The sequence below is a fragment of the Mucilaginibacter aquaedulcis genome (assembly GCF_030409325.1).
GTDB lineage: Bacteria > Bacteroidota > Bacteroidia > Sphingobacteriales > Sphingobacteriaceae > Mucilaginibacter > Mucilaginibacter aquaedulcis.
In genome coordinates, this window is record NZ_JAUFPR010000008.1 from 357,754 (window position 1) to 374,407 (window position 16,654).

Annotated in this window: 12 protein-coding genes; 9 read left to right on the top strand and 3 right to left on the bottom strand. The window is 41.4% G+C overall.

Going from position 1 to position 16,654, the window contains the following annotated elements:
- Positions 1–31 precede the first annotated feature (31 nt).
- The 6 genes from QWZ01_RS25650 (at position 32) to QWZ01_RS25675 (ending at position 7,216) form a co-directional block, all read left to right on the top strand.
- Positions 32–2,149: a peptidylprolyl isomerase gene (locus QWZ01_RS25650; protein WP_290328604.1), complete on the top strand. Its 2,118-nt coding sequence runs from the start codon at positions 32–34 to the stop codon at positions 2,147–2,149.
- Between the two features lie 151 nt (positions 2,150–2,300).
- Entirely contained in the window at positions 2,301–2,816 is a 516-nt protein-coding gene (locus tag QWZ01_RS25655) for a DUF2480 family protein (protein WP_290328606.1), read from the top strand.
- Positions 2,817–2,954: 138 nt separating this feature from the next.
- The gene (locus QWZ01_RS25660) at positions 2,955–3,734 is read left to right on the top strand and encodes a DUF3108 domain-containing protein (RefSeq protein ID WP_290328608.1); all 780 of its coding nucleotides are present in this window, start codon (positions 2,955–2,957) and stop codon (positions 3,732–3,734) included.
- A 10-nt stretch (positions 3,735–3,744) separates the two neighbouring features.
- Complete coding sequence (locus QWZ01_RS25665) at positions 3,745–4,308, top strand: DUF3109 family protein (RefSeq protein ID WP_290328610.1); 564 nt, start codon at positions 3,745–3,747, stop codon at positions 4,306–4,308.
- Between the two features lie 157 nt (positions 4,309–4,465).
- Positions 4,466–5,602, top strand: a complete 1,137-nt coding sequence (gene gmd / locus QWZ01_RS25670; protein WP_290328612.1) for a GDP-mannose 4,6-dehydratase — start codon at positions 4,466–4,468, stop codon at positions 5,600–5,602.
- A gap of 27 nt (positions 5,603–5,629) precedes the next feature.
- Positions 5,630–7,216, top strand: a complete 1,587-nt coding sequence (locus tag QWZ01_RS25675) for a capsule assembly Wzi family protein (RefSeq protein ID WP_290328614.1) — start codon at positions 5,630–5,632, stop codon at positions 7,214–7,216.
- Positions 7,217–7,310: 94 nt separating this feature from the next.
- Here the strand turns inward: QWZ01_RS25675 and dxs are convergent, their stop codons facing one another.
- Positions 7,311–9,242, bottom strand: coding sequence for a 1-deoxy-D-xylulose-5-phosphate synthase (dxs, locus tag QWZ01_RS25680; RefSeq protein WP_290328751.1), 1,932 nt, complete (start codon positions 9,240–9,242; stop codon positions 7,311–7,313).
- Between the two features lie 208 nt (positions 9,243–9,450).
- Here dxs and QWZ01_RS25685 point away from each other — a divergent pair, with 208 nt between their 5' ends.
- The 3 genes from QWZ01_RS25685 to QWZ01_RS25695 all read left to right on the top strand — a co-directional run bounded on the left by QWZ01_RS25685 (position 9,451) and on the right by QWZ01_RS25695 (position 14,759).
- Complete coding sequence (locus QWZ01_RS25685; protein ID WP_290328616.1) at positions 9,451–10,212, top strand: segregation and condensation protein A; 762 nt, start codon at positions 9,451–9,453, stop codon at positions 10,210–10,212.
- Between the two features lie 131 nt (positions 10,213–10,343).
- Positions 10,344–11,630, top strand: coding sequence for a serine hydroxymethyltransferase (glyA, locus tag QWZ01_RS25690; protein ID WP_290328617.1), 1,287 nt, complete (start codon positions 10,344–10,346; stop codon positions 11,628–11,630).
- Positions 11,631–11,633: 3 nt separating this feature from the next.
- Positions 11,634–14,759, top strand: a complete 3,126-nt coding sequence (locus QWZ01_RS25695; protein ID WP_290328619.1) for a PAS domain S-box protein — start codon at positions 11,634–11,636, stop codon at positions 14,757–14,759.
- A gap of 79 nt (positions 14,760–14,838) precedes the next feature.
- On the opposite strand, the gene QWZ01_RS25700 is transcribed toward QWZ01_RS25695, so the two are convergent.
- Together QWZ01_RS25700 and rlmN are read right to left on the bottom strand one after the other, a co-directional pair.
- Positions 14,839–15,537, bottom strand: coding sequence for a ComF family protein (locus QWZ01_RS25700; protein WP_290328621.1), 699 nt, complete (start codon positions 15,535–15,537; stop codon positions 14,839–14,841).
- 23 nt (positions 15,538–15,560) lie between these two features.
- The gene (rlmN, locus tag QWZ01_RS25705; protein WP_290328623.1) at positions 15,561–16,628 is read right to left on the bottom strand and encodes a dual-specificity RNA methyltransferase RlmN; all 1,068 of its coding nucleotides are present in this window, start codon (positions 16,626–16,628) and stop codon (positions 15,561–15,563) included.
- Positions 16,629–16,654 lie beyond the last annotated feature (26 nt).

The window sequence follows — 16,654 nt, forward strand, 5'->3', positions numbered from 1 at the left end:
GAACAATAATTATAAAAAGTATATGGGGATAATGGGTTACATGCGCGAAAGAATGGGGACGATAGTTGCCGCATTTATTGGTTTCGCGCTTTTTGCTTTTATTGCAAGTGAAGTAATTAGCAAGGGCGGCTCTTTTTTTAGAGACGACAACAATGAACTGGCCGTTGTAAACGGCGAAAAGGTGCCTTATGATGTGTTTAATAAAAGGCTGGAGCAAAGTACAGCCCAGTTTAAACAATCTGGTCAAAACATTTCACCGCAGATCACCAGCTATTTGCAGGAAACTACATGGAATTCATTCCTGTCTGAGCTTCTGCTGAAAAAAGAGATCGAAAAAACAGGTATCGTAGTTGGTGACGACGAAAGTACATCAATGGTTAGCGGTAACAACCCTGATCAACAGATAGCACGTCAGTTCTCTGATCCTCAAACAGGTCAGTTCGACAGAAACAAATTGGAGCAGTTTAAAGCTTACTTAAATTCAGGTAAGGCAGATCCTACCCAGAAACAAGCATGGGCCGATTTCCTGATGCAATTATTTGAGGCAAAAAAACAGGCCAAATACATGGCTTTGGTTACAAGTGGTTTGTATGTTAACTCACTGGAAGCTAAAGACGATTACGAGGCTAAAAATAAATTGGTAAACTTTAAATACGCAACTCTGGAGTATTCATCTATTCCCGATGCGAAAGTTACCTTAACTGACGATGACTACAACACTTACTACAATGCGCACAAAGGTGAGTTTAAAAACCCGCAGGATGTAAGGTCATTTGAGTATGTAAGCTTTAATGCAGCGCCATCAAAAGAAGATTCAGTAGCAATTAAGACTCAGGCTGATAAACTTGCCGAAAGCTTTAAAGCCAGCACCAACGATTCGTTGTTTGTACAGATCAACTCTGAAACAAAAGCGCCTTTGGCATTTCAGAAAAAAGGTGGTCTTGAGCCAAAGTTAGATACCGTAATGTTCAATGCAGCTAAAGGTTTTGTATATGGTCCTTATGTATCAAACGGCAGCTACAAAATAGCAAAGTTAACAGATGTTAAAACAACTTTTGATTCTGTTAAAACCAGGCATATATTATTTAACCCGGCTACTGAAGGCGGTGTAGAGAAAGCTATAGCCCGTGCCGATTCTGTTAAAAAACTGATTCAGGGTGGTAAATCATTTGCAGAACTTGCAGCAATTTTCTCAGTTGATAAAGGCAGCGGCAGCAAAGGCGGTGATATTCCATCATTTGATGTTAACGGTATGATGGGTGCAGGCGGCCAGATCACTCCTGAGTATGCCAACGCGGCTTATAAAGCCAACAAAGGTGATCTTATTGTGGTTACTTCACAATTTGGTGTTCATTTGATTCAGGTAGAAGATCAAAAAGGTTCAGTAAAAGTTATTAAGGTTGCTGTTGTTGATAAGCCGATACAGGCCAGCAGCAAAACGCAAACTATTGCTTACAGCGCTGCTCAGAAATTTTTGGGAGCGTTAACAAAAGATAACTTTGATGCTGAGGCTAAAAAAGAAGGATTAAAGAAAAGAGCTGCTGAAGACTTTGCCGGTACTGCCGCGAGCCTGCCAGGTTTAGACAATGCAAGGGAAGTAGTTAGATGGGCTTATAAAGCTGAAAAAGGTGACATTACTGATAAAGTATTCACCGTTGGCGATCAATATATCATTACCCAGTTAAGCGCAATTAAACCCAAAGGTGTATTATCACTTGATGCGGTTAAAAAACAAATTGAGCCTGCCGTACGTAACGACGTTAAAGCAAAACAACTGGGCGAGAAATTCCAGGCAGCACTGAACGGATCATCATCAATTGATCAGGTTGCTCAAAAAGCAGGCACCAAAGCTGTTCCGGTTCAGAACATTGTATTTGCTAACCCGGTTATTCCTGGTGCATCGTTAGAGTACAAGGTTATCGGTTCTGTTTTTGGTTCACAGCCAAACAAATTATCAAAACCGGTTAACGGTCAGCAAGGTGTTTATGTTTATGTAGTTGATGGGTTTACTAATCCACCGGCACTTACAAACACGGTAAGAGAAAAACAACAGATAGCTCAAACATTATTGCAGCGTTCACAAGGACAAATATTAGAGGCCTTGAAAGATAACGCCAATGTAAAAGATAACAGAGCAAAATTGTTATAAGAGATTTTTAAAGTAATTTTACATCCGGGAGCAGCTTAATGTTGTTCCCGGATTTTTTTTATCTAATATTCTGACTTAAAATTTAGTTTTTAGAGTTTAGGTTTTAGAATTTAGAGCTTGGAATTTTAAGCATTTATCATTTTCAACAATTATGGATATACAGGAAAATATAGTGAATAAAGTGGCTCAAAGTGGTTTGGTTACTTTAGACCCTGCGGCATTTTATCCTGCCGGTGAGCGTGTTGTTTATGACATCAAAGAAAACCTGTTCCATGGCCTTATCCTGCGTGAAAAGGATTTTAGGGAGTTTGTAAAAGAGCACGACTGGGTACAATACGAAGGCAAGAACGTAGGTATTACCTGCAGTGCCGATGCCATAGTACCTGCCTGGGCCTATATGCTGCTGGCCAATCGTATGGCACCTTACGCGCGCGAAGTTGTATTTGGTGATAAGGATGTTTTGGAAACCGTGCTGTTCGAAAAAGAAATGGCAAAGGCCGATTTTGAACAATACCGTGATCAGCGTATTGTACTAAAGGGTTGCGGCGATACCGAGGTGCCGGTTTCCGCCTATGTGGAGTTAACCAAAAAGTTGACGCCTGTAGTTAAAAGCCTCATGTTTGGCGAACCTTGCTCAACTGTACCTATTTACAAACGCATTGACTAACAGATTTTTTATTTCAGGGATTACTGAGCTATTTATATGACAGGGCAATAAAAGTGGATTTAAACCATTTATAATTGCAGTTGTCATATCTTCATCCTGATGTATCAGGAACTGGCTTCATTAATCTTAAAAAAATCTATGAGAAAATACTCATTCTGTGTTTTGTTTTTGCTTTTATGTTTTGGCAACACGTTTTCTCAGGAACTGAAAAAAATAGATGATCCGGTTTTTAAGGTAGGAGAGAAGCTGAGCTATAAAATGAAATATGGCATTTTTACCGCAGCTGAGGCCAACATAAGGGTAGAAGCCAGTGATAAAAAATTTGACGGACAACCGGCCTTCCATTTAATTGCCGAAGGTAAAACGGCCGGTTCGTTTGATGTTTTCTATAAGGTGCGTAACAAATATGAATCGTACGTTGATGAAAACACACTGCAGCCCTATTTTTACACCGAGAACAGGCGCGAGGGTAAATGGAAACATAGCGATAATGTAACCTTTGATCAAAAAGACAGCAAGGTTACAGCTAATAAAGGGGTATATCAGTTTAAAGGCAAAACATTTGATTTTGTATCGGCCTATTATTTTGCCCGTACTATTGATGTTTCAAAGATGAAGATCGGCGAAAAGTTTGAGTTGCAGTATTTCCTGGAAGATGGCTTTCACTCCATGGGGATAACTTATGCAGGTACCGAGGTAGTAAGTTGTTCAATGGGTAAGTTCAATTGTTTAAAATTTAATCCAACCATTATTCCGGGACGTATTTTTCGTAAGGATAGTAAGTTGTACCTTTGGATAACAAATGATGGCAACAGGATACCTGTAAAGGCGCATGTTGAGGTTATATTGGGAAGTGTTACAATGGATTTGCAGGGAGCCACAGGTTTAAAATATCCCTTAAACCCAATAAAAAATTAAAAATAAAAGTATGATAGAGGTTGGCAACGTATTAGTGCACGAGGATGTAGTGAAGGAAAATTTTGTATGTAACCTGAATAAGTGCAAGGGAGCCTGCTGTTTGGAAGGTGATTCTGGCGCGCCCCTGAATGCCGATGAACTTGATATTTTAAATGAGATATATCCAAAAGTAAAACCATACCTTACTGCCAAAGGCATCAAAACCATTGAAAAGGTGGGTACTTATGTTAAGGATTTTGAAGGCGACTATACCACACCCTGTGTTGATATAAATAAAGAATGCGCTTATGTAATATGGGAAAACGGTATTACTAAATGTGGTATTGAAAAAGCATATGAGGAAGGTGCCATCAGCTGGAAAAAGCCGATCTCGTGCCATTTGTACCCTATCCGTATTACGGCTTACCCTGAATTTGATGTATTAAATTACGATCGCTGGAGTATTTGCAGCCCTGCTTGCACATTTGGCGATGAACTTAAAGTACGGGTGCATGAGTTTTTAAAAGATCCGCTTATACGTAAGTATGGCGCGGAGTGGTACCAGGAATTAGAGAATGAAGTTTCCGGTATTTAGTTTGCGGATAAGGCCTTAAAGTTTTAGGCATCGCAAATATTAAATATGCGTATTTTTTCCCCTAAATAATACGTAAAAATACCTTTATCAAAGTGTTATGCAAATCTTTCAATTAATTTAGATAATATTGCATGACCTAATTTTTACGAATTGCTTAATGAAAATAGCTTTAATTACTGGCATCACTGGCCAGGACGGTGCTTATTTAGCCGAGTTTTTACTGAAAAAAGGATATGAGGTGCATGGGGTAAAACGGCGGTCATCATTATTCAATACCGAACGTATTGATCACCTTTATCATGATCCTCATGAGCCCAATGTAAAGTTTAAGCTCCATTATGGCGATCTGACTGATTCTACTAACCTGATCAGATTAATACAGGAAGTTCAACCCGACGAAATATATAACCTTGCTGCCCAAAGCCATGTTAAGGTGAGTTTTGAAACTCCCGAATATACCGCAAATGCCGATGGCGTAGGAACCCTGCGTATACTGGAAGCCGTAAGATTATTAGGACTAACCAAAAAAACACGTATTTACCAGGCATCAACATCTGAACTTTACGGCCTGGTGCAAGCCGTTCCGCAAAGCGAAACCACACCTTTTTATCCCCGCTCACCCTACGCTGTAGCAAAATTATATGGATACTGGATCATTGTAAATTATCGGGAGGCATATGGTATGTATGCCTGTAACGGTATTTTATTCAATCACGAAAGCCCTATCCGTGGCGAAACTTTTGTTACGCGCAAAATTACCCGTGCCGCATCAAAGATTGCCTTAGGCCTGCAGGATTGCCTGTATGTGGGAAATCTTTCCGCACAACGGGATTGGGGACACGCGAAAGATTACATAGAAGCTATGTGGCTAATGCTGCAACAGGACAAAGCCGAAGATTTTGTGATTGCTACAGGCGTTACCACCACCGTGCGCGATTTTATTAAAATAGCCTTCAATGAGTTAGGTATTGAAGTTGAATTTAGCGGTAAAGATGAGCATGAGCGTGGCGTGATTATTGATATTGACCAGCAAAAAGTTACTGAGCTTGGTTTAAATATGGACAACTTAAAGTTTGGCCAAACTGTAGTTAAGGTTGATGCCAAATACTTCAGGCCTACGGAAGTTGATCTGTTAATAGGTGATGCCTCAAAAGCATTTGAGAAATTAGGGTGGAAACCTAAATATGATCTTCAGGCATTAGTAACCGATATGGTACAGGCCGACCTTCATCTGGTTAAAAAAGACGAATACCTGAAAAAAGGGGGCTTTAACACACTAAACTATTTTGAATAATCTTTATTTACCTTTTCAATTCTACATATGAGGAAACTATTTACCAGCTTTATACTACTTTTTTTGGTAAGTGGAATTGCAAAAGCCCAATCTGTATATCAGCCTTATACCTATCAGTTTTACCAAAAACTTGATGCCGATATTTACTCAACTAAAACACGTGTTCATAGTTCCTTAAAGCCAGCTTTTGCAGATGATTCTTTGCTAAGGCACAGCTACGATTCTATCATGAATTTAAGCGGACTTAAAGGGCGATTTTTTAATGAGCACCAAATAGATGTTAAGGGCAGCAATTACACTTTTTACACAGATCTGTTACCTGATTTTAACCTCAGTCGTGATTTTGAGGGAAAACGCAATACCAATTTTGGTACGCTTGGTTTGCAGATAGGCGGTACCGTTGGCAGCAATTTTTATTACAATGTAAGTGCCTACGAAAACAGGGCCGTATTACCTACTTATCTGGCAAATTATACCAACCAGATAGGTATAGCGCCGGGACAGGCTTATGCAGGTATTTATGGTAATGAGTACCGGTGGTCGTATATTACGGCGCTGGTATCATACACACCCAGTAAATATTTGAATATAACCGCGGGGCGCGATAAAACATTTATTGGCGACGGTTACCGGTCAGAGCTTTTGTCTGATTATGCTTCTCCATACCCCTTTGTTAAGTTAACGGCTACGTTGGGCAACGTGAAATATATGGCCATGTGGGCATATTTTGATGATCCGCTATCGATCAAGGTTGATGATGGTGACAGGAAAAAATATGGTGTTTTCCATTATCTCGACTGGAATGTGAGCAACCGTTTATCCTTAGGCTTCTTTGATGCTGTTGTATGGGGGGCGAAGGATGATAAAGGGCACCCGCGCGGATTTGATTTCACTTATGTAAATCCCATAACCTTTTTAAGGCCGCTTGAGGCCACAAACGGCTCACCGGATAACGCACTGTTAGGCTTTACAGGAAAATACAAGCTAAGCGACGGAATAACAGCCTACGGTCAGTTTGCTTTGGATGAGTTTGAGGCTAAAAACTTTTTTTCAAGCTCGGGCAGTTCCCGAAATAAATATGGCTGGCAGTTGGGTTTAAGAGGCGCAAACTTGTTTAGCATACCAGGCTTAAACTATTTGGTTGAAACCAACAACGTAAAACCATACACTTATTCTGAACGCAGTTCGGTGATCAACTATGCAGAAAATGGCGAGCCGTTGGCGCATCCGTGGGGTGCAAACTTCCGTGAAGGTGTGGCCCTGTTAAACTACTCGCACAAAAGGTTTGATTACTCTTTTGAAGCCGATTACGGCCACTATGGTTTAGATACTGATTACCTTAACTTTGGTAAAGACCTGTTTCAGGGCTACATTGACCCTGCAAGGCAATATGGTAATTATACCGGCCAGGGCCTAACCACCAACATGGTTTACCTGGAAGGTAAAGTAGCCTACCTGATCAACCCTAAATATAACCTGCGTCTTGAATTGGGCGGTATATATCGCTCCGAAAAAAATAGCCAGTTCAATGATAAAACTAAGTTGATCACATTTGGCATCCGCAGTTCATTCCGCAGTATTTACAACGATTTGGCGAGCTATAAAACGCATTGATAGAAAAAAGAGTGGTTGATTAGGTGTGTGGTGATTGGTTTTTCTTTTTTGATAACCACTTAACCACTCACTTAATCAACCACTCTTTGTTCTTTTATGAAGCTATGGTATGCGTGTTTCGTTTTGCACCAAAGTCTTTAACTTCTTTAATAATGCCCGGGGCATCATAACCGCATTCGGCCCAAAGCTCGGGCTGTTCGCCATGTTCCACCAGTCTGTCAGGTATTCCCAGGCGTTTTACCTGGGTTTTATGATAACCGTTATCGGCCATAAATTCAAGTATGGCACTTCCCATGCCGCCTTCAATACAGCCATCTTCAACAGTAATTACCTTATCAAATTTTTGAAATACATCATGTAACAGAGCCTCATCAAGTGGTTTAACAAACCGTATATCATAATGTGCCGGATAATAGCCTTCTGCATTCAGATCGGCAGTAGCTTTTACTACTTCGTTACCTATGGCGCCAATTGATAAAATAGCTACATCATCACCATCACATATTTTACGGCCCTTACCCACAGGTATGGCTTTGAACGGACGCTGCCAGTCAACCATAACACCACTGCCTCTCGGATACCTGATCACAAACGGTCCCATGTTTTCCTGCTGTGCGGTAAACATCAGGTTACGTAATTCTTCCTCATTCATAGGTGCCGATACCGTCATGTTAGGTATGCAGCGCATAAAGGCCAGATCATAGGCACCATGGTGTGTTTGGCCATCAGCACCAACAAGGCCGGCCCGGTCTAAACAAAAGATCACATTTAAATTCTGGATAGCCACATCGTGTATCACCTGATCATATGCCCTCTGCATAAAGCTGGAGTATATGTTACAGAAAGGTGTTAAACCCTGTGTAGCCAAACCTGCCGAAAATGTTACTGCATGCTGCTCGGCTATGCCCACGTCAAAAGCACGTGTTGGCATGGCCTTCATCATGAGGTTAAGTGAACAGCCTGAAGGCATGGCCGGGGTGATACCCATAATTTTAGGGTTTTGCTCGGCCAGTTCAATAATGGTAAGGCCAAACACATCCTGATATTTGGGTGGCTGTGGCTTATCGTATTTTGTTTTTTTGATCTCGCCGGTTATTTTATCAAATAAGCCGGGTGCGTGCCATTTGGTTTGATCTTTTTCTGCCAAAGCATAGCCTTTACCTTTGGTGGTAATGCAATGCAATAGTTTAGGCCCCGGTATATCGCGCAGATCTTTTAAAACCTTTACCAGATGATTTACATCATGTCCGTCAATAGGGCCAAAATACCTGAATTTTAAGGCCTCAAAAAAATTGCTGCGTTTAAGCAGGGTTCCTTTGATGCTCTTTTCTATCTTTTGAGCCATTTTAAAGGCATCCGGCCCAATGGCTGAGATCTTTCCGAGTACATGGGCTATATCGTCTCTGAAACGGTTGTAGGGCTTTGAGGTAGTAATATCTGTAAGATATTCCTTTAAAGCACCCACGTTAGGATCGATAGACATGTTATTATCATTCAGGATAACCAGCAGGTTTGAGTTTTCAATACCGGCGTGGTTTAGGGCTTCAAAGGCCATCCCGGCTGTCATGGCGCCATCGCCAATAACTGCCACGTGCTGCCTGTCTGTTTCACCTTTGTATTGCGATGCTACAGCCATCCCCAATGCCACAGATATAGATGTTGACGAGTGACCTACGCCGAATGTATCGTATTCGCTTTCTGAACGTTTTGGAAATCCGCTGATGCCTTTATATACCCTGTTGGTATGAAATTCGTCGCGGCGCCCGGTAAGTATTTTATGACCGTAAGCCTGGTGGCCTACGTCCCACACCAGTTGATCATACGGTGTATTAAGTACATATTGAAGTGCAACTGTTAGTTCCACTGTGCCTAAACTGGCGGCAAAATGGCCCCCGTTTACTGATACCACATCGATGATATACTGGCGCAGTTCCTGGCAAACCCTTTCAAGGTCGCTTTCGTTAAGTTGCTTTAAGTCAGATGGATAGTTGATGTTTTTTAACAAATCTCCGGCTGGTACCTGCATTGACATGTGTAAGAATATTTAACTTACAAAGTAAGTTATTTTATTTATAAAAACAGGCCATATAAATGTATTAATTGTTTTAGCAATGGTATTAAGTAATTAGTATCAGGTATCAAGTATTTTTCAGCGCTTGAGAAAAAGAGGCTGCTGTCTTGATACCTGATACTAACTACTTAATACTAAAAAAATCTTATTTTTGAGCAGATTTATGACCGATGACAGCTTTGCTATAAGATTACCGCAATTTGAAGGCCCCTTTGATCTGCTGCTTTTTTTTATTGAAAGGGACGAGCTGGATATTCACGATATACCTATAGCCCGCATTGCCGACGATTTTTTAAACTACATACATCAAATGACCAGTCTTAACATGGAGCTGGCCAGTGAGTTTATTTTCGTGGCCGCCACGCTGATGCGTATCAAAGCCAAAATGCTGCTACCACGTTATGATGCGGACGAAGCCGGCGATGAGGCCGATACCAAGGAAAACCTGATCAGAAAACTCATCGAGTATAAAAAGTTCAAGGAACTGTGTGATGAACTTCGTCCGTTTGAAGATGAACGTTTTAAGCAGGAAAAGCGAGGCAACATTAAGCATGATCTGGAGCAGGTAGAAAAGGTTACGCAGCCTGGCGAAGAACTTTCTGAATTGAGTTTATACCGGCTGATGATGGTTCATGAACGCCTGATGCGTAATTATCTGAACCGGAGCGAAGAGGTAAAACATACGGTAGTACAATACCCATACACTATTGAAAAACAGAAGAAAGCCGTGGTTGATCTGCTGAAGATCAATAAGATGCTTGATTTTAAGGCTATAGCCGGTCACTCAGAAAATAAGGTGCATTTTGTTTATAATTTTTTGGCCGTACTGGAGATGCTGCAGCAGGAACTTATAGATATACAGATAGGGCTTGGCTACAACAATTTCCGCATATCGGCCAGGGATGAGCTAAATGCTGAAGGCTAAAAGCCAAAAGCATCTTTATTTTTAGCTTTTTAAATGATGAATTTCTACAATGGCAAAACAAAAAAGCTTTAAGCCTTTGGCATTTAGCTTTAAGCTTTTTACTAACTTAGTGCCGTTTTTAATTATATATAATGAAAAGAGACAAATTAATTTTTAAGTTATTGGATGAAGAGCAGCAACGCCAGGAAGAGGGCATTGAGCTGATAGCGTCTGAGAATTTTGTGAGCCGTCAGGTTATGGAAGCGGCAGGTTCTGTTGCTACCAACAAATATGCCGAAGGCTTACCGGGTAAACGTTATTACGGCGGTTGCCAGGTTGTTGACGAAATTGAAACCATCGCTATTGAAAGAGCCAAACAACTGTTCAATGCCGAGTGGGTAAACGTTCAGCCACATTCTGGAGCCCAGGCAAATGCTGCTGTTATGCTGGCCGTTCTTCAACCCGGCGATAAAATATTAGGATTTGATCTTTCTCATGGTGGTCACTTAACCCACGGTTCTCCGGTTAATTTTTCCGGTAAATTGTATGAGCCTCACTTTTACGGTGTGGTTAGGGAAACCGGCCTTATTGATTATGAACAATTAGAGCGTGTTGCACTTGCAGAAAAACCAAAACTGATCATTTGCGGAGCTTCGGCTTACTCACGCGATTGGGATTATGAGTTTATACGCAAAGTGGCTGATAAAGTAGGCGCTCTGGTATTGGCAGATATATCGCATCCGGCAGGTTTAATTGCAAGGGGATTATTAACCGATCCGCTTCCGCATTGCCATATTGTTACTACAACTACACACAAAACCTTACGTGGCCCTCGTGGCGGCCTGATCATGTTAGGTAAAGATCTTGAAAATCCATTTGGTATCAAAACACCTAAAGGCGAAGTAAGGATGATGTCGTCATTATTAGATATGGCTGTTTTTCCGGGTACGCAGGGTGGCCCGCTTGAGCATATCATTGCTGCCAAAGCCGTTGCTTTTGGCGAGGCTCTGAGCGATAGCTATATGAAATACATTGTTCAGGTTAAAAAGAATGCCGCGGCCATGGCCGAAGCTTTTGTTAAGCGCGGGTATGAGATCATCTCAGGTGGTACCGATAACCATTTAATGCTGATCGATCTTCGCAATAAAAACATTACCGGTAAGGCTGCTGAAAACGCCCTGGTAAATGCAGATATTACCGTAAATAAAAACATGGTGCCTTTTGATGATAAGTCGCCGTTTGTTACCTCAGGCATACGTGTGGGCACTGCAGCCATCACAACCCGTGGCATGAAAGAGAAACAAATGGAGCACATTGTTGAACTGATAGATGCTGTAATTACCAATCCGGAAAATGAACCTTCTTTGAAAAAAGTACGTAAAAAGGTTCATAAGCTGATGTACGATTACCCATTGTACAGAGAGAACGGCTCGGAATAATTAATGATCATAGGACAGCAGGAAAACTTATTAACAGAACAAGAACGATTAGCAGCCCTGCGGTCATATGATGTATTAGACACATTGCCCGAAAAGGAGTACGACGCCATAACCAGGCTTGCTTCTTATATATGTAATGTTCCAGTAGCACTCATCACTTTAATTGATGCCGACAGGCAATGGTATAAGTCAGAACATGGCGCCGACAGGGGGGAAACACCCCGTGCCGGCGCTTTTTGCAATTATACCATCCAGTCAGATGAGCTGCTGGAGGTAGATGATACCCTGCTTGATGAAACATTTAAGGATAATATCTACGTTACCACAGAAAACATCAGGTTTTATGCCGGCGCGCCTTTAATTGATCCTGATGGGCACCGCTTAGGTTCACTTTGTGTTGTTGATAGCGTTCCGCATAAACTTACAGCCGAGCAGCGCGATGCCTTACAAATACTGGCCGCCGAGGTGATGTCGCACTTTGTGCTGCGCAAACAAACGCTTCAGCTTGAGCAAAGCCTTGCCCTTCATAAGGAGTTTTATGATCTTTTTGACAGTTCGCCCGATATTCATTGTATTCTGAACCGCGATTTCAAAATCGAGCGCATTAACAAGGCTGTTAAACCTGTTTTAGGTTATGGTGTTAAAGAGGTGCTTGGTAAACCGATATGGGATTTCTTTAGGGAAAAGGAACGTGAGCAGTTTTTAAACAAACTACAGGCAGGTTTAAGCGGCCAAAATAAACTTGAATTTGAAACGCCGATTCTTACTTCCGACCATACCATTAAATGGATAAGCTGGGCGGCAACCTTTAGCAACGAAAAGTGGTTTGCCAGCGGCCGGGATGTGAGCTATCAGAAACAGGTTGTAAAAGAACTAAAACAATTATCATTAGTAGCCAGTAAGGTTAGCAATGGGGTTGTGATCAGTAACGAGGCCGATGAAGTGGTTTGGGTGAACGATGCGTTTGAGCATATCACCGGTTACACTTTAGCCGATGTTGAAAATAAATATTTAGGGGTCACCCTGAAAGGTAAGCCGGTTGATAAGGCTGCCATTGAAAAATTAGAACACTCGATAAAAAACAAGAAATCATACGAGGTTGAGCTTTTAATGAACCATAAGGATGGCACACCGATATGGATATCTGTTATCAATTCGGTGATCCGTAACAGTGCAGGCGAAATTGATAAATATATACGGGTGATCATCGATATCACTTCCCGCAAAAAAATTGAACATGAGCTGGAGATCCTTTCTTTCGCGGCACGTAAATCGCCAAGCGGTATTTTTATAAGGGATACGGAGGGTAGGGTATTATGGCTAAATGAGGCTCTTGAAAACATCATAGGCTATACCTTTGCAGAGCTGGAAGGTAAGGTAATGGGTAAAACACTTGTTGGTGAAGATACTGATCTGGCTGTATTTGAAAGCGCAATAAAAGCTGTTAAAGAAAATAAGCCTTACGAAATAGAGATCAAATTATATAAAAAAGACGGTACGCCGCGTTGGGTGTCTCTAACAAATAGTCCATTGTTTAATGAGGCCGGTAAGGTTGACAGGCAAATTGGTGTAATGGTTGACATTACCGAACGCAAAAAAATTGAAGAAGAGCTTACCAAACTTTCGCTTGTAGCAAGTAACACCACCAGCGGAGTGATTATTAATAACAGCGAGGGCAAGGTAGAATGGGTGAACAAAGCCTTTGAAAACATTACCGGCTACACTATTAACGATGTTCATTACAATCACCTGGGCGATGTGCTTAAGGGCGAACTTACTGATGTTGCCAGTATTCAAAAGGCACGTGAACTATCGCGCAACAAACAATCATTTGAGGTTGATCTGCTCATTTATCGCAGAGATGGGCAGCCATTGTGGATCTCGGTTATCAACTCGGTAATACTTGACAGTGCCGGTGAGGTAGATAAATATATTGAAGTAATTATTGATATAACGGCTAAGAAGAAAGCCGAGATAGAATTGATAAGAGCCAAGGAAGAAGCCTTGCAACTAAGCCGGGCCAAGGATATGTTTATCTCGGTGATGAGTCATGAAATACGTACACCCCTTAATGCAGTCATTGGCATATCGCACCTGTTACAGGATGAGAACGCGGATGAGTCGCAAAAGGAAAATCTCAGCATTCTGAAATTTTCGGCAGAAAACTTGATGACGCTGATCAATGATGTGCTGGATTTTACCAAGATTGAAACCGGCAACATTGAACTGGAAAAGGCCAACGTTGATATTTATGAACTTATTCAAAGTATCATCACATCTATGCGTTATAAGGTAGATGAAAAAAATATCTATCTTAGTCAAAGTATTGATGAGGCCATACCCAAAGTTGTATTAGGTGACCGTACCCGTTTATGCCAGATATTATTGAACCTGGTAAGCAATGCCGTGAAATTTACGGATAATGGCGGCGTCAATATTGATCTGAAAGTTATTCAGCAAACCGAAAAGGACGTACGTATACGTTTCTCTGTTTCAGACACCGGGATTGGCATAGCTGCTGATAAGCTGAACACCATATTTGAACAATTTAAACAAGCCGAGGCAGATACCACGCGTAAATACGGAGGTACAGGTTTAGGTTTGGCTATTAGTAAAAGACTGATAGAGCTGCATGATTCAAGAATAAATGTTGATAGTGTGAAGGGGCAGGGCTCTACGTTTTGGTTTACGATTACTTTTAACAAGGCAGATAACTATTTAAGCAGCAAGAAGAACATTGTGGATACAGGACTTAAAATAAATATTTTAGTAGTTGATGATAATCAGATAAACAGGTTATTGATCAATAAGATCCTGAAGAAATGGGGTGCTGATGCTGACTTTGCCGAAAATGGTATCGAAGCCATTCATAAAATTGAAACAAACCGGGGCTATAATGTTGTACTGATGGATATTCACATGCCTGAAATGGGTGGACTGGAAGCCACGCAGATCATCCGTGCAAAGCAAGAACCTTATTTTCAGCAATTACCTATCATAGCCCTAACGGCATCATTGCTCAATAACCAGATGAGCGAAATTGACAAAGCCGGTATGAACGATTTTGTGCTCAAACCCTTTGACCCCAAAACGCTGTACGATAAGCTGAGTCGCTACCAACACCAATAGGCATTTGGGATATCGGATGTTAGATTTCCGATTTACAAGTTGTTTTTTTATTAGAATTTAGAGTTTAGAATTTCTGCCCTTACTGCGCATAAGCAATGGTAGCTATGCTTAATTTTAATCCGGGTACTTTAAGCAGTTCTATGCCGCAGGCTTCTAATGTTGAGCCGGTGGTTATAATATCATCAACCAGCAGCACATGTTTGTTGGTTAGCTTTTCGGGCTGCCTAACCACAAATACTTCCTGCATATTCTCAAACCTGGCAAAGCGCGATTTATGAGTCTGGGTAGCTGTGGCTACCGCGCGTTGTAAATTGTTATCCTCAACAACGGCATTTAATTTTTGCGCCAGGCCATTGGCAAAGCAGGTGCTTTGATTATATCCCCGTTCTTTAAGCCGGCTTTTATGCAGCGGTACGGGAATGATCACATCTACAGCATTAAAAACAGGATTTTGGATCAGTTGAGCACCAGCCATGTTGCCAAGCAGGCCTCCTATCTGCTGCATTCCCATATATTTAAAGTGGTGCATCAGGTTTTGTACTTTGCCTCCTTTGGTAAAATAATACAAGGCATAAGCCGCCTGTACATTAATTTTTCCATAAAATTGCTGGGCTACAATATTATCAGCCTGTAAGTGGAAGTTGGTATAGGGTAAATTGTAGGTGCAATCCGAACAAATGATATGCTCATTAGCTACCAGGCTGGCCTGGCATGCAGGGCAAAGCTCAGGAAAAAGCAGGGAAATAAAATCGGCCAGGTAACCGCGCAGCACTTTCATGCCATGAATTTAAGGCAGATATTTTAAACTTCGGCTGTTTTGGCTTTTTCTTTAATGGCTAATTGTCCGCAGGCAGCGTCAATATCTTTACCACGACTACGACGCAGGTGGGTGTTGATGCCTTGCTTTTGCAGGTAAGCGGCAAAAGCTTCTACTTTGTCTTCGCCTGCATTAATGTAGCTGGCAAAGGCAATGGGGTTATATTCAATGATGTTTACCTTGCAGGGCAGGTGCTTGCAAAATTTAGCCAGCTCTATGGCATCTTTAATATTATCATTAACGCCATCAAAAATAATATACTCGTAAGTTACCGGGTTTTTGGTTTTGGCGTAATAGTATTTTAAAGCTTCGGCCAGCGCCTTTAATGAGTTTTGCTCATTGATAGGCATTATGGTATTGCGTTTTTCGTCGTTTGCGGCATGCAATGAGAGGGCCAGATTAAATTTAACCTGATCATCGCCCAGTTTTTTGATCATTTTGGCAATACCTGCTGTAGATACCGTGATCCTTTTCGGCGACATGTTGAGGCCATCCTCCGCAGTAATACGCTCAACAGATTTCATCATATTAGCGTAGTTCAGCAATGGCTCGCCCATGCCCATATAAACGATGTTTGACAGGGGCACGCCATAGTTTTCACGGGCCTGCTTGTCGATCAGTACTACCTGATCATAAATTTCATCGGGGTTAAGATTTCTTTTACGCTCCATGTATCCCGTTGCACAAAACTTGCAGGTAAGGCTGCAGCCAACCTGCGATGATACACAGGCCGTCATACGGCCGGGAGTAGGAATTAAAACACCCTCAATTAAATGGGTATCATGTAAAATAAAAGAATTTTTTATAGTTTTATCAGCACTAACTTGGGATGAGTTTATCTTAACATTGTTGATAACAAAGTTTTCATCAAGTTTGGTGCGCAGTTCTTTTGAAATATTGCTCATCTCGTTAAAAGAGAAGCATGATTTTTTCCAAAGCCATTCATAAACCTGTTTAGCCCTGAAACTTTTTTCCTCCATACGGATAAAATGCTCCTGCAAGGCTTCCAGGCTAAGGCTGCGGATGTCTATTTTACCTTTTGCATTATTCACAACGCAAAAGTACTTAAATTTAAAAA